At 74.3% G+C, this 21376-nt stretch carries 16 protein-coding genes; 9 read left to right on the forward strand and 7 right to left on the reverse strand.

Annotated features, from left to right (window positions below; translation table 11 throughout):
* Nucleotides 1-5: 5 nt before the first annotated feature.
* Nucleotides 6-6182 carry an SDR family NAD(P)-dependent oxidoreductase gene (locus ACN27D_RS00230; protein ID WP_421498193.1) on the reverse strand — a complete coding sequence of 2059 codons (6177 nt, stop codon included), beginning with the start codon at nucleotides 6180-6182 and terminating at the stop codon, nucleotides 6-8.
* A 198-nt stretch (nucleotides 6183-6380) separates the two neighbouring features.
* Here ACN27D_RS00230 and ACN27D_RS00235 point away from each other — a divergent pair, with 198 nt between their 5' ends.
* From ACN27D_RS00235 to ACN27D_RS00255, 5 genes are all read left to right on the forward strand, one after another.
* A complete protein-coding gene (locus ACN27D_RS00235; RefSeq protein WP_252447856.1) occupies nucleotides 6381-7259 on the forward strand; it encodes a DUF6039 family protein in 879 nt (292 codons plus the stop codon).
* 6 nt (nucleotides 7260-7265) lie between these two features.
* Nucleotides 7266-8024 (forward strand): enoyl-CoA hydratase-related protein, encoded by a 759-nt coding sequence (locus ACN27D_RS00240; RefSeq protein WP_120569397.1) that lies wholly within the window; start codon nucleotides 7266-7268, stop codon nucleotides 8022-8024.
* A 5-nt stretch (nucleotides 8025-8029) separates the two neighbouring features.
* Nucleotides 8030-10285: an acyltransferase domain-containing protein gene (locus tag ACN27D_RS00245; RefSeq protein ID WP_421498194.1), complete on the forward strand. Its 2256-nt coding sequence runs from the start codon at nucleotides 8030-8032 to the stop codon at nucleotides 10283-10285.
* A gap of 556 nt (nucleotides 10286-10841) precedes the next feature.
* A complete protein-coding gene (locus tag ACN27D_RS00250; RefSeq protein WP_120573730.1) occupies nucleotides 10842-11603 on the forward strand; it encodes a Crp/Fnr family transcriptional regulator in 762 nt (253 codons plus the stop codon).
* Entirely contained in the window at nucleotides 11600-12880 is a 1281-nt protein-coding gene (locus tag ACN27D_RS00255; RefSeq protein WP_421498195.1) for a cation:proton antiporter, read from the forward strand. The genes ACN27D_RS00250 and ACN27D_RS00255 overlap by 4 nt, the downstream gene beginning before the upstream one ends.
* A gap of 11 nt (nucleotides 12881-12891) precedes the next feature.
* Here the strand turns inward: ACN27D_RS00255 and ACN27D_RS00260 are convergent, their stop codons facing one another.
* Nucleotides 12892-13431 carry a DUF1697 domain-containing protein gene (locus ACN27D_RS00260; RefSeq protein WP_421498196.1) on the reverse strand — a complete coding sequence of 180 codons (540 nt, stop codon included), beginning with the start codon at nucleotides 13429-13431 and terminating at the stop codon, nucleotides 12892-12894.
* Nucleotides 13432-13557: 126 nt separating this feature from the next.
* On the opposite strand from ACN27D_RS00260, the gene ACN27D_RS00265 reads away from it, so the two are divergent.
* The 3 genes from ACN27D_RS00265 to ACN27D_RS00275 all read left to right on the forward strand — a co-directional run bounded on the left by ACN27D_RS00265 (nucleotide 13558) and on the right by ACN27D_RS00275 (nucleotide 16865).
* A complete protein-coding gene (locus tag ACN27D_RS00265; protein WP_120569393.1) occupies nucleotides 13558-14799 on the forward strand; it encodes a hydroxymethylglutaryl-CoA synthase family protein in 1242 nt (413 codons plus the stop codon).
* 23 nt (nucleotides 14800-14822) lie between these two features.
* Nucleotides 14823-16307, forward strand: a complete 1485-nt coding sequence (locus ACN27D_RS00270; protein ID WP_421498197.1) for a class I adenylate-forming enzyme family protein — start codon at nucleotides 14823-14825, stop codon at nucleotides 16305-16307.
* A 144-nt stretch (nucleotides 16308-16451) separates the two neighbouring features.
* Nucleotides 16452-16865: a DUF4260 domain-containing protein gene (locus ACN27D_RS00275; RefSeq protein WP_421498198.1), complete on the forward strand. Its 414-nt coding sequence runs from the start codon at nucleotides 16452-16454 to the stop codon at nucleotides 16863-16865.
* Nucleotides 16866-16874: 9 nt separating this feature from the next.
* Here ACN27D_RS00275 and ACN27D_RS00280 read toward each other — a convergent pair whose 3' ends face one another.
* From ACN27D_RS00280 to ACN27D_RS00290, 3 genes are all read right to left on the reverse strand, one after another.
* Nucleotides 16875-17516 (reverse strand): M23 family metallopeptidase, encoded by a 642-nt coding sequence (locus ACN27D_RS00280; protein ID WP_421498199.1) that lies wholly within the window; start codon nucleotides 17514-17516, stop codon nucleotides 16875-16877.
* A 69-nt stretch (nucleotides 17517-17585) separates the two neighbouring features.
* Nucleotides 17586-18533 carry a hypothetical protein gene (locus tag ACN27D_RS00285; protein ID WP_421498200.1) on the reverse strand — a complete coding sequence of 316 codons (948 nt, stop codon included), beginning with the start codon at nucleotides 18531-18533 and terminating at the stop codon, nucleotides 17586-17588.
* Between the two features lie 88 nt (nucleotides 18534-18621).
* Nucleotides 18622-19479 (reverse strand): SDR family NAD(P)-dependent oxidoreductase, encoded by an 858-nt coding sequence (locus ACN27D_RS00290; protein ID WP_358171490.1) that lies wholly within the window; start codon nucleotides 19477-19479, stop codon nucleotides 18622-18624.
* A gap of 166 nt (nucleotides 19480-19645) precedes the next feature.
* Here ACN27D_RS00290 and ACN27D_RS00295 point away from each other — a divergent pair, with 166 nt between their 5' ends.
* A complete protein-coding gene (locus tag ACN27D_RS00295; RefSeq protein WP_421498201.1) occupies nucleotides 19646-20554 on the forward strand; it encodes a helix-turn-helix transcriptional regulator in 909 nt (302 codons plus the stop codon).
* 8 nt (nucleotides 20555-20562) lie between these two features.
* Here ACN27D_RS00295 and ACN27D_RS00300 read toward each other — a convergent pair whose 3' ends face one another.
* Nucleotides 20563-21153 carry a hypothetical protein gene (locus tag ACN27D_RS00300; RefSeq protein ID WP_421498202.1) on the reverse strand — a complete coding sequence of 197 codons (591 nt, stop codon included), beginning with the start codon at nucleotides 21151-21153 and terminating at the stop codon, nucleotides 20563-20565.
* Entirely contained in the window at nucleotides 21150-21344 is a 195-nt protein-coding gene (locus ACN27D_RS00305; RefSeq protein WP_358171486.1) for a nuclear transport factor 2 family protein, read from the reverse strand. The genes ACN27D_RS00300 and ACN27D_RS00305 overlap by 4 nt, the downstream gene beginning before the upstream one ends.
* Nucleotides 21345-21376 lie beyond the last annotated feature (32 nt).

Consider the following 21376-nt stretch of genomic DNA (forward strand, 5'->3'; position numbering starts at 1 on the left):
GCTGGTCAGTCGGTGGTGACGAGTTGCAGTCGCAGCAGGGACGCCGTGAGTGGCTCGCCCGCGTCCGGCCGGGCCGGGGGTGGCGCCTCGGCCGGCGCGTCGCCGTCGAGCCACAGCCGGCGGCGGCGGAACACCGGCCGGGGCAGCGGCGCCCGGCGGACCGGCCCCGGTGGCGCGCCACTGAGCACGAGGTGGGCGTTGGTGCCGCCGAGACCGAACGAGCTGACGCCGGCCACGCGTTCGGATCCGGCGGGCCAGCCGACCGGTTCCGTGGTGGGGTGCAGCGGCGAGCGGTCGAAGTCGAACCGCGGGTTCGGGGTGTCGCAGAACAGCGTCGGCGGGATCGTGCCGTGTTCCAGGGCGAGCGCCACCTTGAACAGCCCGGCCATGCCGGCGGCGCTGAGCAGGTGGCCCAGGTTCGACTTCACGCTGCCGATCTCGATCCGGCCGCCGGGCCGGTCGCCGAAGACGTCGTTGAGGGCGCGCAGCTCGATCGGGTCGCCGATGAGCGTGCCGGTGCCGTGGGCCTCCAGCATCGCGATGTCGGCGGGACGGCGGCCGGCGGCGGCCAGCGCCTGCCGGACCACGTCGGCCTGGGCGGCGGGGCTGGGGGTGGTGACGCCCATGGTGTGCCCGTCGTTGTTCACCGCGACGCCGTCGATCACGGCGTGGACGCGGTCGCCGTCGGCGAGCGCGGCCGCCAGCGGTTTGAGCAGCACCACGCCGCAGCCCTCGCCGGGTACGAAGCCGTCGGCGCGTTCGTCGAACGTCCAGCACCGGCCGGTCGGGGACAGCGCCCGGGCGGCGCTCAGATCGAGGTACGTCTCCGGGTCGAGCAGCACCTCGACGCCGCCGACGACCGCCAGCTCCGACTCCCCCGCGAGCAGGCTCCGGCAGGCGACCTGCACCGCGACGAGCGAGGACGAGCAGGCGCTGTCGACGACCAGGTTCGGGCCACGCAGGTCGAAGTGGTGCGCGACGCGGGCGGCGATGAAGTTCTGGTCGGAGCGCAGGACGTCGGTGCGGATCGGGACGCGCCGGCCGTAGTCGGACAGCCGCGCTCCGGCCACGACGGCGACGCGCCGGCCGCGCAGTTCGTCCGGGGCGTACCCGGCCTCCGCGAGGCACTCCGCGGTGCCCTCCAGGAACATCCGGATCGCCGGGTCCAGGCAGCGGGCCTCGTCGTCGCCCATGTCGAAGTAGCCGGGGTCGAACCACTCGATGCCCTCGACGAAGCCGCCCCACTTGCTGATCGACCGTCCGAGGCCGGGCTCCGGCGAGTACCAGCGGCGGTGGTCCCAGCGCTCGGCCGGCACCTCGGTGACCGCGCAGCGCCCGTGCAGCAGGTTGTCCCACAGCGTCGCGACGTCGGTCGCCCCCGGGAACCGGCAGGCCATGCCGATCACGGCCACCCGTCCGTCCAGGTGCGCCCGCGTCCGGCCGCCGGCCGCCTGCGCCGCCGTCGGCACAGGCTGATCGACGGGTACGGGCGCAGTCACGGGTACGGCCACCGTCACCGCTTCGGGCGCGGTCACCGGCTCGGGCGGAGTCACGGGTACGGGCGCGGTCACCGGCTCGGCCGCAGTCACCGGCTCGGGCGCGGTCACCGGCTCGGGCTCGGGGGGCGCGGCCTGCACGCCGAGGTGGGCGGTGAGCCGCTCCAGCGTGGGGTGCAGCAGCAGCGTCGCCGGGTCGAGGTGGGCGCCGAGCCGCTCCTCGATGCGGACCAGCAGCTCGCCGAGCAGCACCGAGTCCACGCCCAGGTCGCCGAACTCGACGGTCGGGTCGAGGTCGCGCTCCGGGATGCCCAGCGCCGCCGAGAAGATGCCCACGAGCCACCCCGGCGGAGCCGCCGGCCCGCCCGACGCCACCGCGGCCGAAGCCGTGCCCGTAGTCAGGGCCGGCGCCGTTCCGGTGACCGGGGCCGGAGCCGAACCTGGTGCCGCGCCCGCAGCCACGGCCGACGGCGGGGCCGAGGTCGAGGCCGGGGCCGGCGCCGGGGCCGGGGCCGGAGCGGGCGTACCGGCGGGCGGAGCGCCGGTCGCGGCGGTGGGTGCCGCCGGCGCCGGACGGCGCGGGCGCAGCCGCAGCAGGGCGTCCGGGTCGGGGGCGTCGCCGAGCGGCGGGCACGGCAGCACCACCGCGCCGGACGGCAGGGCGAGTACGCGGTCGACGACGCGTAGTCCGGCGGCGTCGTCCAGCGGAGCGAGACCGGCCGGCGCGCACGGGTTGGGGCGTCCGCTCGTGGACCCGGTCTGTGCCCACTGCGGCCAGTCGACCGAGCGGAACTCGGTACGGCCGGCGGCGATCCGCGCGCGGACCAGCTCGTCGACGGCGATGTTCGCGGCGGCGTAGTCGGAGACCCCGGCCGCCAGCCCGGTCACCGTGGCGCACACCGAGGAGAACACCAGGAAGAAGTCGAGCGGGTCGGCGGCGCACAGCGGCGCCAGGGTCTCGAAGCCGTCCAGTTTGGGCGCCATCACCGCACGTACGTCCGCCAGGTCCTTGTGCAGGAACGCCGGGTTGCCGCGGCTCTCCACACCGGCGCAGTGCACGACGCCCCGCAGCGGGCCGAGTTCGGCGCGGACCTGCCGCAGGAACTCCTCGACACCGGGGAACCCACCGGCGTGCTGGAGCACGCGCACTCCGCGGGCGCGCAGGTCGTCCGCGACCCCGGTGTCCGCGTGGACGCCGACGAGGGCGATCGACCTGGCGCCGTGCGCGGCCAGGTGCCGGGCGACGAGCGCGCCGACGCCCCGGGTGCCGCCGGTCACCAGGTACGCCCCGGCCGGGTCGCACCGCAGCGGCGCATGGGGCGCCGGTACGAGGTCCACGCGCGGCCGGTAGCGCCGGCCGCCGGCGTACCGGACCTCGCCGTAGGCGTCGGCCCGTACCCATTCGGCCAGGATCCGGGCGGCGAGGTCGGTGTCGTCGCCGGGACGGTCGGTGTGCAGCACGGTGGCGGTGACGCGGGCGTACTCGGCGCCGAGGACCTTGACGAAGCCGGCCGTGCGGACATCGTCGACGGCCGTCTCCAGGATCCGCAACGGCGTGGTGGGACGCTCGGCCAGCAGCCGCTGCACCATCCGTACCCGGGTCTCCCAGCCGGGTCCGCCGGGCAGGCCGACCAGTCCGCCGACGCCGGGCACGCGGGACAGCACGGCGGCGAGGTCCGCCACGTCGTGCACGGCCAGGCCGCCGAGGCGGGCGACGAGATCGGGACTGCCGCCGACGCACAGCATCACCCCGGCCACCGGCGACGCGGCCGGTCCGGGATCGGGGTCCGGTTCCCACCCCTTGGCGTAGAGCGGCACGTCCGCGGCCGGCGCGGGCTCGACGACCGGCGTCGGCGTCGCCGCGACGACCGGCGACGCCCCGACTGCCGGCGACGCCCCGACTGCCGGCGTCGGCACGGCGGCCGGCGACGGCCCGGCGATCGGCGACGGCCCGGCGATCGGCGACGGCCCGGCGGCCGGCGACGGCACGGCGATCGGCGTCTGCGTGCCGGAGGGCCCGGCACCGGCCGGTACGTCCTCGGGCACCCAGCACCGCATGCGGGCGAACGGGTACGCCGGCAGGTCCACGACGGTGCGGCCCGGCCCGTGGAGCGCGGCCCAGTCGACGGCTCCGCCGTTCACCCAGTGCCGGGCGAGGTCGGTCAGGCTCGCCCCGGCCGGCGGCGCGGCGTCCGGGTCCGGTGCCGCGGGGGCGCGCCCGCGCAGCACGGCGGGGTCGGTGCGGTAGGCGGCGAGGCGTTCGCACAGCGTCGCGACGTCCTCGACCACGACCGCCAGCCGCTGCCGCAGCGGCTCCCGGCCGATCTGGAGCGTGTAGGCGATGTCGGCGAGGGCCGGCCCGTCGTGCGCCAGCAGCGCTGCGGCGTGGTCGGCGGCCGAGCCGGCATGCTCCCCGGCGGCGATCCGCCGGACCGCCGCGACGAGGTCCGCCGTGCTCGGTCCGCGGTCCCGGCGCAGGTACGCCACGAGCCGTCGCACCACCTCGTCGAGGCGGTCCTCGTCGTAGGCGGACAGGACGACGAGCTGCGGTCCGGGCGGCGCGACCGGCCGGGTACGGGCGGGTGGCGCGGCGACGATCGCGTGGGCGATGGTGCCCCCGGCGCCGAACGAGCTGACGCCCGCGACCCGGGGACCGGTCCACTCGGCCCGCTGCCGCTGCACCCGGAACGGCACGGCGTCCCAGGAGATGTTCGGATTGAGTTCGTCGGCGTGCAGCGACGGCGCGAGCACGCCGTGCCGCAGTTGCAGGATGACCTTGGTGAGACCGGCGAGCCCGGCGGCGGCCTCGGTGTGCCCGATCGTCGACTTCACCGAACCGATCGGGATGCCGCCCGGCGGCAGGTCGGTCCCGGCCGCGTCCCGGTACGCCCGGGTCAGGCCGTCGATCTCGACCGGGTCACCGAGTGCCGTGCCGGCGCCGTGCGCCTCCACGTAGCCGATCTCGGCGGGTCCGGTGCGGGCGTCGCGCAGCGCCCGCCGTACCACGTCGGCCTGCGCGACCGGGCTGGGCACGATGTAGCCGTTCGTCCGTCCGGCGTGGACGACCGCGGTGCCGCGGATCACGGCGTGCACCGGGTCACCGTCGTCGAGCGCCCGCCGCAGCGGCTTGAGGATCAGCGCGCCGACCCCCTCGGCCGGTACGAACCCGTCGCCGCCGGCGCCGAAGGTCCGGCTGCGCCTGTCGCTCGCGGTGAGCTTCATCCGGTGCTGCTGGATGAACTTGTTCGGGTGCAGCGACAGGCTCACGGCGCCGGCCACCGCCAGTTCGGCGTCGCCGCGCCGCAGGCTCTGCACGGCGAGGTCGAGCGCGACCAGCGCGGAGGAGCACATCGTGTCCACGGTCAGGCTGGGGCCGTGCAGGTCGAAGCAGTACGACACCCGGTTGGCGATGCCGCCGAGCGTCGCGCCGGAGTCCTGCGGGACGCCGCGCAGGGTCCGCTCCGCCCCGAACAGCGGGTACTCGTTCCACATCGCGCCGGCGTACACGGCGACCGAGGAGTGGTGCCGCTCCCGGAGCCGGGCGCGGGTGTACCCGGCGCTCTCCAGCGCGGCCCAGGTCACTTCGAGGAACAGCCGCTCCTGCGGGTCCATCAGGGCGGCGTCGCGGGGGGTGATGCCGAACAGCAGCGGGTCGAACCGGTCGACGTCGTCGAGGTACCCGCCGTCCATGAGGTGGGTCGGCCATCCCGGTCGCGCGCGCTCCGGCGGGTGCGGGGTGACGCAGTCGCGGCCGCCGGCGAGGTTGTCCCAGAACGCGTCGAGGTCGGGCGAGCGCGGGTAGCGTCCCGCGACGCCGATCACCGCGATCTCCGTCTCGCGCTCCTCCCCCGGCTCCCGCTCCACGGCGACCGCCGGGGCCGGCACGACGGCCGTGGCCGGCACGACGGCCGGGGCGGGCGGTGTGTCGGGTGCGGCGGAACCGGTGGGCACCGCGGGTGCGGCGGCGGGTTCGGCGGACTCGGCGGGAACCGCCCCGGCGGGCGCGGTGCGGCCGGCGGCCGCCAGCGCCGCGGCGACCTCGGCGAGCGTGGCGTGCTCGAAGAACAGCGTCCGCGACCGTTCCCCCAGGTCGCTCTCCAGCCGGGCGGTCAGCCGCGTGACGAGGAACGACGACAGGCCCAGCTCGGCCAGCGGCAGGAGCGGGTCGACGGACTCGGCGGGCAGGCCGGACACCTCGGCGTACACCTCGACCAGGTAGGCCCGCAGCGACCCGGCCGGGTCGCGCGGACGTGCGGCGGGCGGGGCCGGCGGCGCCGCACCGAAGGGGTAGCCGGGCAGCGGCACCCGCGGGCGTGGTCCCGGCCAGTACCGCCGCCAGTCGACCAGGCCGCCGCCGACCCAGTCCGCGGCGGCGTCGGCGTCGGTCGGCGCGGCGGCCGGCGCGAACGGCGCCCCGGCGACGCCGTGCAGCACCCCGCCGCGGGCCTCGCCCCGCAGGTAGGCGTCGAGTCCGCCGACCAGCTCCGCGACGCTCGCGCACCGCACGGCGAGCCGGTGCGGCAACGGCATCCGGCCGACCTGCGTGGTGTACGCCACGTCGGCGAGGTCGAGCGCCGGCTCCGTGGCGGAGACGTGCTCGCGCAGCCGGTGCGCGGACCGGCGTAGCCGCTCCGGATCGGCGGCGGAGAGGACAACGGCGTGGGCTGGATCGGTCTGTTGCGTCACGGCACCTGCCCGCCTGGGAAGGGTCGACGGCCGTGGATCCCGGCCGAGACATCACGCTAGGCAGTCGTACCCGCTTCGCCTGCTCAACGTTGAGCAGGCCGCTTGCTTGCGGCGCCCGCTCAACCGTGAGCAGACACGCCGTCGGCCGTCCCCGTAGAAACGGGCCGGAACCGGCGATCTCACCTGAGGAGCGAACCGATGACCACGACGGTCGAGCCGTACCGCGCGCTGAACCAATCGTCGCTGCCGTTGGAGCGGGTGCTGCACACGCTCAACTCCGGCTTCATCCTGCACCGGGTCGGCCAGATGGCCTACGGGTTCGCCGCCGAGGGGCGCCAGTTCAGCGTGGACCTGCTGCAGTACATCAACACCTCGCAGGAGGGCGTGGCGACCTCGTTCGCCTTCGAGGAGGTGTTCGGCGGCCGGGACCGGATGCACTGGTTCATCCACCTGAAGTCCCCGCAGGACTACCGGATCCTGCTCAACATGGTCGACCACGACCTGGAGTTCCGCCGGATCTCCGACGAGGACCGGCTGCCGCACAAGGGCGGCGGCAACTGGGACCGCATCTTCGTCCACCGCAGCCTGCACGAGGACGTGCTCGTACCGCAGCACGGGATGGACCACGACGGCGACGACGCGGAGCCGGCGACCTTCGTGCCGCCCGCCTCGTCCCAGCTCAACCAGCCGCCGGAGCAGCAGATCAACTCGGCGACCGCGGGCGCGATCGTCATGCGGACCTCGGACGTCAAGTACGAGTTCCGCGAGGAGGGCCGGATGTACGCGGCCCACTGGCAGCACTTCGTCAACGAGCGGCTCGCCGGCCGGGTCACCGCGACGCTGTACGAGCAGACCTGGGGCCAGCAGGACCACCTGTTCCAGCTGATCCATCTGCGCAGCGTCGACGACTACCACGAGCTGGCCGAGCTGGAGCGGAGCAAGGAGATGGCCACCGAGGTGTTCGGCCGGCGCCGGCTGCACGAGTCCAAGGGCGGCGGCACCTGGGACCGGCTGTTCATCGAGGGCAGCATCCGCGACACGCTGCTGCTGCCGCAGGTGCCGAGCGGCACGGCCTGAGCACCGATGGCGTACCGCACGATCGAGCTCCGGCGCGAGCCCGGGCTGTTGCGCGTCACGCTGGCCCGGCCGGAGCGACGCAACGGCATCGACGACGAGACACTGCGCGAGCTGCACGCGGCGCTCGACGAGGCCGAGGGCGACGCCGCCTGCCGGGCGGTGGTCCTGGCCGGGCGGGACGGCGTGTTCAGCACCGGCATGGACTTCCAGAGCGCCGCCGGCGACGGTGGCGCCTCCGACGGCGGCGCGGCGTTCTTCGCCCTGCTGGAACGCTTCACCACCGTGCCGCGGGTGGTGATCGCCCAGGTGGACGGGCAGGTCGCCGGTGGTGGTGTCGGGCTGGCCGCCGCGAGCGACTTCGTGCACGCCACCGCCCGCAGCACGTTCGCGCTGCCGGAGGCGCTGTGGGGGTTGCTGCCCTGCTGCGTGCTGCCGTTCCTGGTGCGGCGGGTCGGGTTCCAGAAGGCGTACGCCGCGACGTTGAGCACGCAGACGATCTCCGCGGCCGAGGCGTACCGGATCCATCTCGTCGACGAGGTGGCCGAGCGTCCCGAGACGGTGCTGCGGCAGCTGCTGTTCCGCCTCAACCGCCTCGACCCGGTGGTCGTCGGCGACGCCAAGCGGTACTTCCGGGCGTTCTCCGGCGTCGACGACCGGCTGCGCGAGCACGCGGTGACCGAGTTCGGCCGGCTGATGTCCGCGCCCGCGGTCCGGCAGCGGATCACGGAGTTCGTCGCGCACGGCCGCTACCCCTGGGAACGGTGATCGCCGTGCGCGCGTGGGTCTTCCCGGGGCAGGGCTCGCAGCACCCCGGCATGGGCGAGGGTCTCCTGGACCGGTTCCCCGCCGAGTGCGCCACCGCCGAGCGGATCATCGGTGTGCCACCGGCGCAGCTGTGCCGGGACGCCCGGGGCGAGTACCTCGGCCGTACCCGGTACGTGCAGCCCGCCGTGTTCCTGGTCAGCGTGCTGGCCGCCCGGGCCGCGCTGGCGGACGGCCGGCCGCCGCCCGAGGTGGTCGCCGGGCACAGCCTCGGCGAGTACGCCGCCCTGCACCTCGCCGGCTGCCTGGACTTCGACAGCGCGCTGGGCCTGGTCGTCCGTCGTGGACAGTTGATGGAGAGCGTGACCGGCGGCGGCATGGTGGCGGTGCTCGGCCTGCCGCTGTCGCGGGTGACGGAGCTGCTGGCCGAAATCCCGGACGTCGACCTCGCCAACCACAACCTGCCCGACCAGTTCGTGCTGGCGGGCAGCGCGGCGGGCGTCCGCGCGGTCGTCGACGCGGTGCGGCGGCACGGCACCGGCCGGTGTGTGCCGCTGGCGGTCAGCGTGCCGGCGCACTCCCGGTTCATGGCCGGCGCCGCGGAGGCGTTCGCGGTGGCCCTGCGCGACGTCGCGCCGGCGCCGCCGTCGATCCCGGTGGTGAGCAACGTGACCGGGGCGCCGCACGTGGCGGGCGAGATCCCGGGCACGCTGCTGCGGCACTTCGTCGAGCCGGTCCGGTGGTGGGACACGATGTGCCTGCTGGCCCGGTCGGGGGTGACCGAGCCGGTCGAGGTCGGTCCCGGTGAGGTGCTGACCAAGATGTGGCGCCGGGCCGCCGGGAGCCTGCCGGCGCCCGCCCCCGGCGGGCCGCTCGCCCGGGCCGCGCCCGTCCCGCCGCCCACGCCAGCCTCGCCGCCCACGTCGGCCACGCCGGTCGCTCCTCCGGTGCCCTCGCCGGTGACGCCTCCCGTGCCGCCTCCGCCGGCCGCGCCGCCGCGGTCCGAGCCGGCCGCGCGTGGTCCCGCCCCCGGGCCGCCGCCGGTGGCGCCTGGTCCCGCTTCCGGGCCGCCGCCGACCGCGGCGTCGCGTCCGCGCCCGGCGGGCTCGTCCGGGCTGCGGGCCGACTACGGCATCCGGTACGCCTGCCTGGCCGGGTCGTCACCGTTCGGCGTCACGTCACCGGCGTTCCTGCGACGGCTGTCCGGGGCCGGGCTGCTCGGCTTCTTCGGCGCCCAGGGCCTGACCCTGCCGGAGATCCGGGCCGCGCTCGCCGAGCTGCGCGACGTGCGCCGGTACGGCGTGGCCTGGCCGTCCGGTGGCGACGAGCGGGCGCTGTGCGACCTGTACCTCGCCCACGACGTGCGCCATGTGGAGGTCACCGGCCCGCTCGCCGTGGTGTCGCCGCAGCTCGTACGGTTCCGGCACGGCGACGGTCCCCGGCAGGTCATGGTCCGCGCCCCGGATCTGGCCACCGCGGTCCGGTTCCTGCGCCCCGCCGACCCGGCGACGGTACGGGCGCTGACCGCCGCCGGGCACCTGGACGGCGCGTCCGCGGGCGCGGCGGCACGGGAGGCGGTCGCCACCGACGTGGCCGTCGAACGGGACGCGCACGCGCTGGTGCCGGCCCTGGTGGCCCTGCGCGACCGGGAGGCGCCGGGGGCGCGGATCGGGGTGGCCGGGGTGGGCACCCCGGCGGCCGTCGCCGCCGCCCTCGCGCTCGGTGCCGACTTCGTGGTCACGACGACGGTGAACCAGTGCACCGCCGAGGCCGCCACCTCGGACGCGGCGAAGGACCTGCTCGCCGCGCTCGACGTCACCGACGTCCGCGAGGCGCCCGATCCGGACCTGTTCGAGCTCGGCGCGCGGTCTCCGGTGGCGCACCGGGGCACGCTGTTCGCCGCTCGTGCCGAGGAGCTGTACCGGATGTTCCTGCGTTACGACCGGCTGGCCGACGTCGGTCCCCGGCGGCTGGCCGAGCTGGAGCGGACGCACTTCGGCCGCCCGCTGGACGAGGTGCGCGCCGATCTCGGCGTCGCGGGGCGGGACGACCGGGGTGTGCTCGCGTCGGTCTGCGCCGCCTACTGCCGGGAGGCCACCGCCGCGGCCCTGCGCGGCACGCCGGGTCAGCGGCTGAACTACCGGGTGCCGGCCTCCACCGACGTCGGGGCGTTCAACCGGCTCGTCGCGGCGGAGCCGCTGGCCGACTGGCGGGCCCGGCACGCCGAGCTGGTCACCGAGCGTCTGCTCAGCGAGGCAAATTGACCTAAATCCTTAAAAAGACCAGCCGGTTCCCATTCCGCTGACAATCACCCCCTACGAACCGACCCGAGGTCACAAAATGCCTGGTCATTGCTCTGCGTAGACACCCGTCACCCAATTAGTTACGATGGCGGCGGGCATTAATACCGCTCGATCGAGCAGTATGTGCAACCGTCGCCCACACCCTCCGGAAGGCCCCTTGCATGCATTTGCTTCACTGGATGAACGCGTCCCGAACGTGGAAGGAATCAGACACCACGGATCGATGGACATCGCAGGTCGCGCCATGCCTTCACCCGGTCTGATGCCCCTCACCTGCGGATATGCGGCGAACCCGCCCCGGCGCCGGGCACGCCGCGCACCGAGGGCGGCCAACGGGACGAACGGCCGGCACGGGCCGTAATGCAATTCCGACAGTATGCCGACAGCACGCTGACAAATTACTTGGCGGCGTTGCGGCTGCACTGTCAACGATTGATAACGTCACGCATTTAACCAGCGAATGTTCAGGAACCTGACAACACGCCCGAGCACCGACATCGGGCGCCAGGAGGCCTCCTTGCGAATCGCCGGCGCCACCACCAGTTTGCGTAACGAGCTGAATCGGCTGATCCGGGACGACCCGACTTTCGCCGTCCGCACACATGTCCCCCGAGGCGGGGCCGCGTACAACTCCGGCGACCACGATCTGCGGATGTACCTCGTGGAGGTCGGACAGTTCAAGACCATCGCGTCCTCCGCCGACGGCAAGCAGTGCCTGCTGTCGATCCACACCCGGGGCGACATGTTCGGCGAGCTCGGTCTGCTCGGCGGACCACGCCACGACACCGCCCGGGCCATGCGCGACAGTGTGATCAGGAGAGTCAACTCGGCGAAGCTGTTCGACGTGCTGAGCAGCGACGAGCAGCTCAACTGGCACTTCACCCGGTTCCTCATGGCCAAGCTGCTCGACCAGCAGCAGGCCATCACCCAACTGGTCACCATGGACAGCGAACACCGGCTGGCCGCGACCCTGCTGCGACTGGCCCGCAAGGTGGGCCGCCGGCTCAACCTCGGCATGCAGATCGACGCGAAGATCACCCAGGAGGAGCTGGCCAGCATGGTCGGCACCACCCGGTCCCGCGTCGGGCTGTTCCTCAAGCACTTCCGCGCGGCGAAGCTGGTGGATCAGCTGCCCGGCGGCTATCTCCTGATCAACGAGCCGGCGCTGACCCGGTACGTGGAGTGCGGGCAGTACGAGCCCGCCCGGTGGGGCGCCGACCCGATCCGGCCGGTGAACGGCGCGCGCCTGCTGCGCGGCGAACGGGAGCTGTCCGCGTGAGCGCCGTCCTGATCTCCCTGCACGGAGCCGCGCTGCTCGTGGCGCTCCTGCTCGTCGGCGGGGCCGGACGAGCCGCGGCGCGGCTGTTGCGGCAGCCGCCGGTGATCGGCGAGATCGTCGCCGGTCTCCTCGTCGGCCCGGCCCTCGTCCTGTTCGCCGGTCACGACGGGCTGGCGGCGGTGCTGCCGGAGGACGTACGCGCGCTCCTGCGCCTGGTCGCCGAGGGCGCGCTGGTGCTCTTCCTGGTCGGCCTCGCGCGTGAGCTACGGGTCGGGCCGGCGCGCGACGACCGCAGGCTGGCCTGGGTGACCGCCGGGGCGCTCGTCCCGGCGCTGGTCTGCGGGGTGCTGGTCGCGCTGTGGGTGCAGTTCGTCGCCGGCCCGGCCGTACGCGGCGACGCGCCGATGCCGGCCTTCGTGCTGGGCGTCGCGGTGACGCTGTCCATCACCGCCGTACCGGTGCTGGCGCGGCTGCTGACCGAGCGGGGCCTGACGGAGACGACGGCCGGGGCCCTCGCGCTGGCCGCCGCCGTGGTCGTCGACGTCGTCGGCTGGCTGCTGCTGTCCCTGGCCGTCGGGCTGGGCGCCGGGGACCCGGCGACCTTCGGCCGTGCGATGGCGGTCCTCGCCGGAGCGTTGCTGCTGGCCGGCGGGATCCGATGGGTGCTGCGCCGCGGCCGGGCGGCACTGTGGTGCGGCCGGTGGCCGGCCGCCAGTGCCGTCGTTCTCGGCGTGGTGGCTCTCGTGGTCGGCTTCGGCGTCCACCTCCTCGGGCTGACCGCGGTGTTCGGCGCGATCCTGGTCGGCCTGGCGGTGCCGCCCGGCGAGCCCTGGGACGCGCCGACCGCCGCCGTGTCGCGGCTCGGGCGGTCGCTGCTGCCGATCTTCTTCGTGAGCGCCGGGCTCACCGCGCTGACCGGCGCGGTCGGCAGCACGCCGTGGTCGCTGGTGGTCGTCGTCCTCGCCCTCGGCCTGGTCGGGAAGATCGGCGGAGGCTATCTCGGCGGCCGGCTCGGCGGCTGCCCGCCCGCGGAGGCCGCGCGGATCGGCATCCTGCTCAACACGCGCGGGCTCACCGAGCTCATCGTGCTCCAGGTCGCGTTCCAGGCCGGCATCCTCAGCCCGCCGCTGTTCCTCTCCCTGCTCGTCATGGCGCTGGTCACGACGCTGCTCACCGGCCCGCTGCTGTCGCTGGCGGACCGGTTCGGCCAGGGCGCCGACGCCGGCGACAGCGCCGCGGGCGCCGTGTCCGGCCGGTCAGTGGTGAGCCCTCGATGACGGGTACGCGGTCAGGCCGCCGCCATGTCGCGCAGCTTCAGCACCGAGCGCCAGTTGCGGGTCGTCCCGACCACGCCGGTCTTCTTCTCCACGAAGGCGTTGCTGAGCTTGCTGCGCCCGTACCCGTCGGGAACGTGCACGAACACGTCCCGGCCGAGCAGCGTCAGCGTGCCGGTCTCGCCGGGCGGGGCGGCGAGCGCCGCCTGCTTGTCCGCGCCGGGATCGTTGCTGAGCATCGTGACGAGCAGCTTCGTGTGATCGGTCTGCACGTCGAGGTACGGGTTGGCGGCGATCATCGCGTCGAGTTCGGCCAGGCTGCGCAGCAGCACCGGCACGTCGCGGCCCCACCGCTGCTTGATGCCCCGGTCGATCTCGGCCAGGATCGCGACCTCGTCGGTCTCGGGGCAGCCGAACACGACGTTGCCGCTCTGGATGTACGTCGCCACGCCGTCGAAGCCGCAGGAGACGAAGACCTCTTTCAGCTCCGTCATCACCATCGAGCTACCGCCACCGATGTTCACCGCGCGCAACAGAGCGACGTATCTCGTCATGACCCGGGATGGTAACCGGCCGGGCCGGTCGGGGGCGCTCAACTCTGAGCAGACACGCCCGGCCCGGGGCCGTACAACGTCAGGGACCGCGACGGTGAGGAATCCACGAAGAGGAGAGGCCCGAGGATGATCACCACGGCGGTCGGCATCGAGGATCTCCACGTCTACCCCGGGCGGGCGTACGTCGACGTGCCGGGCCTGTTCGAGGCGCGCGGCCTGGACCCGTCGCGGCTGCCGAACCTGATGATGCGCCGCCGGTCGGTGAGCCTGCCCTGCGAGGACCAGGTGACCCATGCCGTCAACGCCGCCCGGCCGCTGGTCGACGCGCTGTCGCCGGAGCAGCGGGAGGCGATCGAACTGGTGGTGGTGGCCACCGAGTCGGGGCTGGACTTCGGCAAGCCGATCAGCACCTACGTCCACGACCTCCTCGGCCTGCCGCCGCGCTGCCGGTCGTTCGAGGTCAAGCACGCCTGCTACGGCGGCACCGCGGCCCTGCAGAGCGCGGCGGCGATCATCGCCGCGAGCCCGGCGCCGGACGCGCGGGCGCTCGTGGTCGCCACCGACATCGCGGGCGTCGCGGCGGCCGGCAGCTACTTCGAGCCGTCGGAGGGCGCCGGCGCGGTCGCGATGCTTGTCAGCCGGACGCCCGACGTGCTGCGGCTCGACCTGGGCGCCAGCGGGTACCACACCCAGGAGGTGATGGACACGCTACGGCCCCGGCCGGACGTCGACGTGGTGAACTCCGACCTGTCCCTGCTGGCCTACCTCACCTGCCTGGAGCGGTGCTTCGCCGCCTACCGGGACCGCGTCGAGGGCGCCGACATCGTCACCACGTTCGACCACCTCGTCTTCCACATCCCCTTCGCCGGGATGGTCAAGGGCGCCCACCGCACGCTGCTGCGCAAGACCAAGGGCATGGCGCCGGCCGACATCGACCGGGACTTCGCGGCGCGGGTGGCCCCGTCGCTGTCGTACACCAGCGAGATCGGCAACCTCTACTCCGGTTCGCTCTACCTCGCCCTGTGCTCGCTGATCGACCACGCCGACTTCACGGTGGCCCGCCGCATCGGCCTGTTCTCCTACGGCTCCGGCTGCGGGTCCGAGTTCTTCAGCGGGGTCGTCACGGAGCGCGCCGCCGGCCGGCTCGCGGCCCGCCCGCTCGCCCGCGCCGTCGAGGAGCGCCGCCGGCTCACCGTCGCCGAGTTCGACGAGTGGAGCCGGCACACCGCCGACCGTGCCTTCGGTGTCCGCGACGCCGTCCTGGACACCGGCCCCTACCGGTCCGTGCTGGACAGCCACGTGGCCGGCCGGGGCCTGCTGCTGCTCGACCGGATCGAAGACTTCCACCGCGTGTACCGGTGGAGTTGAGCGCGCCATCCGAGGGAGGACCCATGAGTGTGCCCACGTCCGCGGTCGTCGTGCCCGACCTGCTCCGGCACCGCACCGGCCTGATGCCCGAGCAGGAGGCGATAAACGTCCGCGGCAAGACGGCGATCACCTACGGCGACTGGGACCGGCGCTCGAACGCCGTCGCCCGCGCGGTGCTCGACCGGCTCGGCGGCACCGGCCGGGGCGCCCGGGTGGCGCTGCTGTTCGGCGGCGACGACTGGATCGACTACGCGGTCGCCTACCTCGGCGTGCTCAAGGCCGGCGCCACCGCCGTACACGTGAACGACACGATGCCGGCGGTGGAACTGCGCCGCCGGTTCGACCAGTGCGCGGTGGCCGGCGTGATCCGCGGCGCGGCGCTGCCGCCGTGGCGGGACGACGCTGGACGCTGGTCGGTGGTCGTCGCGGACCTCGACCAGGGCGACAGCGGCGCCGTCGACACCGGCGTCACCCCCGAGGACATCTCCGACATCCTCTACACCTCCGGCACCACCGGCCCGGCGAAGCCGTTCACCAACCCGCACGGCAACCTGACGTACGGGCGCGGATCCGCCGCCCTCGGGCAACTGGTCGACCCCGCGCCGCTGCTCGCGCCGATGCCGCTGGGCACCACGTCGAGCGCGACGACCGTCGCGGTGCTGGCCACCACGACGCCGTCACCGCTGATCGTGTGCTCGCCGGACGACCCGGAGGAGATCGCCCGCCTGCTCGCCACGCACGGCTGCGCGACGCTCATCCTGACCCCGTGGACCGCGATCCGGCTCGCCGCCATCCGCCCGCAGGACCGCTACGACCTCGGCTCGGTCAAGACCATCGGCAACGCGTCGGCGATCATGCCGCCGCGCATCGCCCGCGACCTGCTCGCCGCCATGCCCAACGCCACCATCGCCAACGCCTACGCGCAGTCCGAGGCGGTGCCGGCGATCATCCTGGGCAACGTCGACCCGGACCGGCCGATGTGGCTGGGACGCCCCGGACGCGGCACCGAGATGCGCGTCGTCGACCCGCAGGGCGAGCCGCTGCCGCCGGGCGAGCTCGGCGAGGTGTGGCTGCGCTGCGAGGCGCCCAAGCGGCTGTACCTCGACCAGGCGCTCAACGCCCGCGTCCACGCCGGCGGATGGACCCGCACCCGCGACCTCGGACGCGCCACCGCCGACGGCGAGCTGTTCCTGTTCGACCGGATGACCGACGTGATCACCACGGACGGGGAGCTCGTGTCGTCGCTGGAGGTCGAGGCCGCGCTCTACGACCACCCCTCGGTACGCGAGGCCACAGTCATCGCGCTGCCCGACCCGGAGCACGGCGAGATCGTCGCCGCCGTCGTGGCCGCCGACCCGGCCCTGGACGACGCGACGCTCGCCGCGTTCCTCGCCGAGCGGCTGGAGCCGCACCAGGTTCCCGCCCGCATCCACCGCCTGGACGCGCTGCCCCGCGGCGGCACCGGCAAGGTGCTCAAGTTCCAGTTGCGGCAACGCTTCGCCGGCTGACCGTCGCGATCGTCGCCGGCGCGCGGCCTCCGCCGCGTACCCTGTCGGGGCCGGTGACGGCGCGAGCCGGCTGCCGCCGGCCACCTCGGCCACCGGGGTGATCGGGCCCTGAGCGGTGGCCACGGACAGACATCGAGGTGGGAGATGCCGCAGCTGAACCCGGTCGCGGCGCAGCGCGCGGAGGCCGTCGCCGTCGCGGCCCTCGCCGTCGTCGTGACCGTCGCGGCCGGGTACCCGTGGTGGTCGCTGCTCGCCCTGTTCCTCGTCTTCGACCTGTCCATGCTCGGCTACCTGCGCGGGCCGCGCGTCGGCGCCGCCTGCTACAACGTGGCGCACTCGTACACGTTGCCGGCGGTGCTCGGCGCGGTGGCCGTGGCGGCGGCCGCGTCCGGCGACCGGATCGACTGGCTCGGCGTCCTGGCCGTGGCGTGGGTGTTCCACATCGCCGTCGACCGCGCCCTGGGCTACGGCCTCAAGACGACCGAGGGGTTCGAGCACACCCACCTCGGCCGGATCGGGAAGGCCCGCCGTGCCGGATCGGCCGCCGGCGAACGCTGACGGCCCAGGTCACGGGCGCGTCGGCGGGCAGTTCACGCTCGTCAGCCGCACCGAGTACTCGCGGTCGTCGGACGTGATCCCGGACGGTACGCCGTCGAAGTACGCCTCCACCTTCTCCCAGCCCCGGCGCTGCTCGTAGTGCAGGTGCGGGGCGCCGGAGTTCCCGGTGCTGCCCACGCGCCCGAGCTGGTCGCCCCGGGCCACCCGCTGCCCGGCCTTCACCGACGGCGGTTCGAGCAGGTGCAGGTACTGCGTCTCCCACTTCCCGCCGTGGTCGATCTTGACCCAGTAACCGCCGCCGCGTCCCCGCGGCCCGTCCGGATCCTCAGGGGTACGACCGCCCAGCGAGCCGTTGATCCCCGCCACCGTGACGGTGCCGGCGGCGGAGGCGAGCACCGGCCGTCCCCACGCCTCCCCGGAGGTCGGGAAGAGGTCGACGTCGTAGTCGTCGTGCCCCGGATAGGTGGACAGGCGCCACGTCTCGCCGCAGGCCACCGGAAGCTGGAAGTCCGGTCGCGGGCCGGGTGGCCGCACCAGCGGCACCACGACCGCCGCGGCGGCGGCGAGCACCGCGAGGACGCCGACGACCAGCAGGACGCGCGGGGCGCGGCGGCGCGGGCGGCCGGAACCGTGGGGACGCTCGGTGGTCATCGTCTCGAGCATGACAGGCGGCGCTGTGCACAGCCTGACCGGCTCGGCTTCCGGGCATCCGTCCGGGCCTCAGCCCAGCTCGACGACGGGCCGGGTCAGGATCTCGTCGGCGTACCCGTCGTCGGAGGCGAACCACTGGCCGAAATCCTCGTCGCGGTACGCGGTCGCGATGGTGAGCCAGCCCAGGAAGAAGCCGCTGCCGCCGCAGGTGGCACCGCCGCCGTCGCCACCACAGACGACGGTGCGCTCGGTCGTCACCTCGTGCCGGTAGGGGTCCTGCCCGATCGCCAGACCCCAGAGGTTCTCCTGCCGGTGCGGGCCGGTCCTGTGGTCGTACGGATAGCCGTCGTCGGGGCAGTCGTCGCCCCAGCGGAACAGGGTCGTCGCACCGGCGCCACACGCCCACTCCCACTCGTCCGGGGTAGCCGTGCGCAGGCCGAGGCTCGCGAGCCCGGCCATCGCCTCGTCGTAGGAGACCTCGCGAATCGCCCGGGCCCGCACCACCTGCCCGGTCCGGTCGAACTCGACGGTCAGCCCGTCACCGCCCGACCCGACGGTGCGCACCCCGCCGACTCGCCCTCCGGCCGACGCGACCAGTTCCCGCACCCGGGGGTCGTCCGGCGCCAGCGGAATCTCGCACGGGTCGAACGCGTCCACCGCGACCAGCATCGCCGGCATGTCGACGTCGCGTACCGGCGAGGTCATGGCCTCGACGTACTCGGTCAGGGACGGAAGCCCGAACTCGGCGGCGCTGTCGGCGTAGTCGGCGGTCTGGCGCGGACCGGGCCGGAACCGGCCCGCGTCGTAGCCGAGCGCCGGCCGGCCGCCGGGTACGAGCGCGAACCGCATCTCGCCGCGGTCGAACAGCGCCGTCCGGTGCGACCGCCCCGCGTACGACGTGTTCCGCACGGCGGCCACCGTCAGCTCGTGCCGCGCGGCGATGTCCTGGGCCAGCCGGCCGGCAGCGCCGTCGGAAAGAGCGTTCCACTGCGAGAAACTCAGATCGGCGTACGACACCGCGACAGGATAGCCACGGACTCCGACAACACCGGATCACGCCGAGATGAGCTGCCGCGCGGCGCGCCACGAACCGTCGACGGCGCGGTCAGGCTCCGTCGACGTCCGTGCTGAGCGCGAGGTCGCGGCCGGCCTCGACGTCGGCGAGCAGCGCCGCCACGCGGGCCTTGGCCAGGTCGTAGGAGTCGGAGCCGAGCACCTGGTGCAGCGGCGCGTCGCCGCCGACGGCCACCTGGATGACGGCGGCCGCGGCCTTGACCGGGTCACCGAGCTGGGTGCCGGGCATGGCCAGGTGCGCCTCGGTCATCTCGCGGATCGCCTCATACCCGTCGGTGGTGCGCGCCGGCAGGCCGAGCGACGACGGGCGCAGGAAGTCGGTACGCGTGTACCCGGGCTCCACCACGTTGACCTTGATGCCGAGGTGTGCGACCTCGGCCGCGAGCGAGTCCGACAGGCCCTCCAGGGCGTACTTGGCCGAGCAGTAGAGGCCCCAGCCGGGGAAGGCGGTCAGCCCCAGGATCGAGGAGACGTTGATGATGTGGCCGCTGCGGGCGGCGCGCATGCCGGGCAGGGCCGCGCGGAGCACGTTCCAGACGCCGAAGACCTGCACCTCGAACATCGTCCGGACCTCGGTGTCTCCTGCCTCCTCGACCGCGCCGAGGAAGCCGTAGCCGGCGTTGTTGACCACGACATCGATCCCGCCGAACCGGTCGGTGGCGGCCCGGACGGCCGCCGTCACCGCCGCCGCGTCGGTCAGGTCGAGTTCGAGGGCGAGCAGCCGCTCGCGGTCGACCGGTCCGAGGGCCGCGCCGAGGCGCTCGGCCGACCGGGTCGTCGCCGCGACGTCGTCACCCCGCTCCAGCAACTGCCGGACCAGTTCGAGGCCGATGCCGCGGGACGTGCCGGTGACGAACCACGTGGCCGGACCTGCGGTGGGGTAGGGCATGGAGACTCCCGGATCTCGATGTCGTCGCGTCCCCGGCCGGGGACGCCTCTCCATCGTGGGTACGAGGGAGGGTCGGGAACACGGCCGGGCAGGCCCAGCGCTGCCGGGGAACGGCGTACCCACCCAGGCGGTGTCGCGGACGGCGGTCGCGGCGGATCATCGAGTCATGACGGGACAATCGGACCTCGGCCGGTTCCTTCGTCGGTGCCGGAGCGACCTGACTCCGGAAGCGGCCGGCATCGCCGCGGAGGCGCAGGGACGCCGCGTCCGCGGACTGCGCCGCGAGGAGGTGGCGATGCTCGCCGGCGTGAGCGTCGACTACTACACCCGGCTCGAACAGGGCCGGCACACCAGCCCGTCGGCCGCTGTGGTCGACGCCCTGGCGCGGGTCTTCCGGCTCGACGACGCCGCCCGAACCCACCTCGCCGACCTCGCCCGGCCGGCCAGGCGCGGCAGCAGGCAGACGCCGGCCCAACGGGTCCGCCCGGCGATGCACCAGCTCCTCGCCTCGATGACCGAACATCCCGCGCTCATCCTCGGGCGCCGCACGGACGTGCTCGCCTCCAACGCGCTCGCGCGTGCGCTCCTCACCGACTGGACACTTCTGCCGCCGCGGCACCGCAACTACATCCGGTGGATCTTCCTCGACCCGGGTGCCCGCGACGCCTTCCTCGACTGGTCGACCGTGGCCGCCGACGTGGTCGGCACCCTGCGCCTCGACGCCGGGCGCCATCCCGACGATCCGCGGCTGAGCGAACTCGTCGGCGAGCTGACCGTCGGGAGCCCGGAGTTCCGGACCTGGTGGAACGGCCGTCACGTGCACGAACGCACGCACGGCACCAAGCGGATGAACCACCCGGCGGTCGGGCCGATCACCCTCCGCTACGAGGCCCTCGCCCTGCCCGGTGACCCGGACCAGACGCTGTTCGTCTACACGACCGATCCGGGCAGCCCGTCGCACGACAACCTGCGCCTGCTGGGGTCGCTGGCCGCCCGGACCGGGCCGGTGCCGGGCCGTACGCCGCCGCGCGAGGCGCCCGACGCGAGCAGGACGGAACCCGCAAGCCCTGCTTGACGCCGATCTCAGGCGTCCGCGGCGCAGGGCGCCCCGGCCAGCCGGTCGCGGCAGAAGTCCCGGAACGTCCGGGCGGGCCGGCCGGTCACGTCCGCGACGGTCGTCGTGACACGGTCCTCCGAGCCCGCGGCGACGGCCGTGTCCAGGCCCGCGAGGAAGCGGGCGTAGTCGGGCGCGAGGCCGTGAGCCTCGTGGTACGCGGTGAGCGCGTCCTCGTCGACGGCGCGGTGCCGGACCGGGCGGCCGAGGAGATCGGTGATCATCTCGCCGAGCTGGGCCTGCACCTCCCCCAGTCCGGGCGTGCCGGCGTCGATCGCCGACGAGCTGAGCAGGACGGCCCGTCGCACCCCGGCGCGCCGGGCCAGGTCCAGGAACGGCAGCATGGTCGACGCCGGGTCGGCGTCGCCGAGGGGCGCGATCAGGTAGAGCCCTGTCGCACCGTCCAGCGCCGTGTCGTGCGTGCCGCGGTCGTACCAGTCGAAGCGGACGCCCTCGGCGGACGCCCGGCGGCTGGCGACGCGGGCCTGGCGGCCGGCGGCGGCGAGTTTCGCGGCGACGAGCCGGCCGGTCGTTCCCGTGCCTCCGATGACGAGGATCATGCGCGCACCCCCTCGCCGAACAGTTCCTGCACGGCCAGCGGGTTCCAGTAGTCGCGGTAGCGCACGATGCGCCCGGCCCGGACGGTGAGGACGGCGATGTACCGCAGCCGGTACGGCTCTCCCGTGGCGACGACGACGCCGGTGGCGGTGAACTCGGCGACGATCACCTCCGGGTCCGCTGTCTCGTGCACCGTGACGTCGGCGGTGCGCAGCGACCTGGTGG

It is taken from the genome of Micromonospora sp. WMMD1274 (genome assembly GCF_049179035.1).
Taxonomy (GTDB): domain Bacteria; phylum Actinomycetota; class Actinomycetes; order Mycobacteriales; family Micromonosporaceae; genus Micromonospora; species Micromonospora tulbaghiae.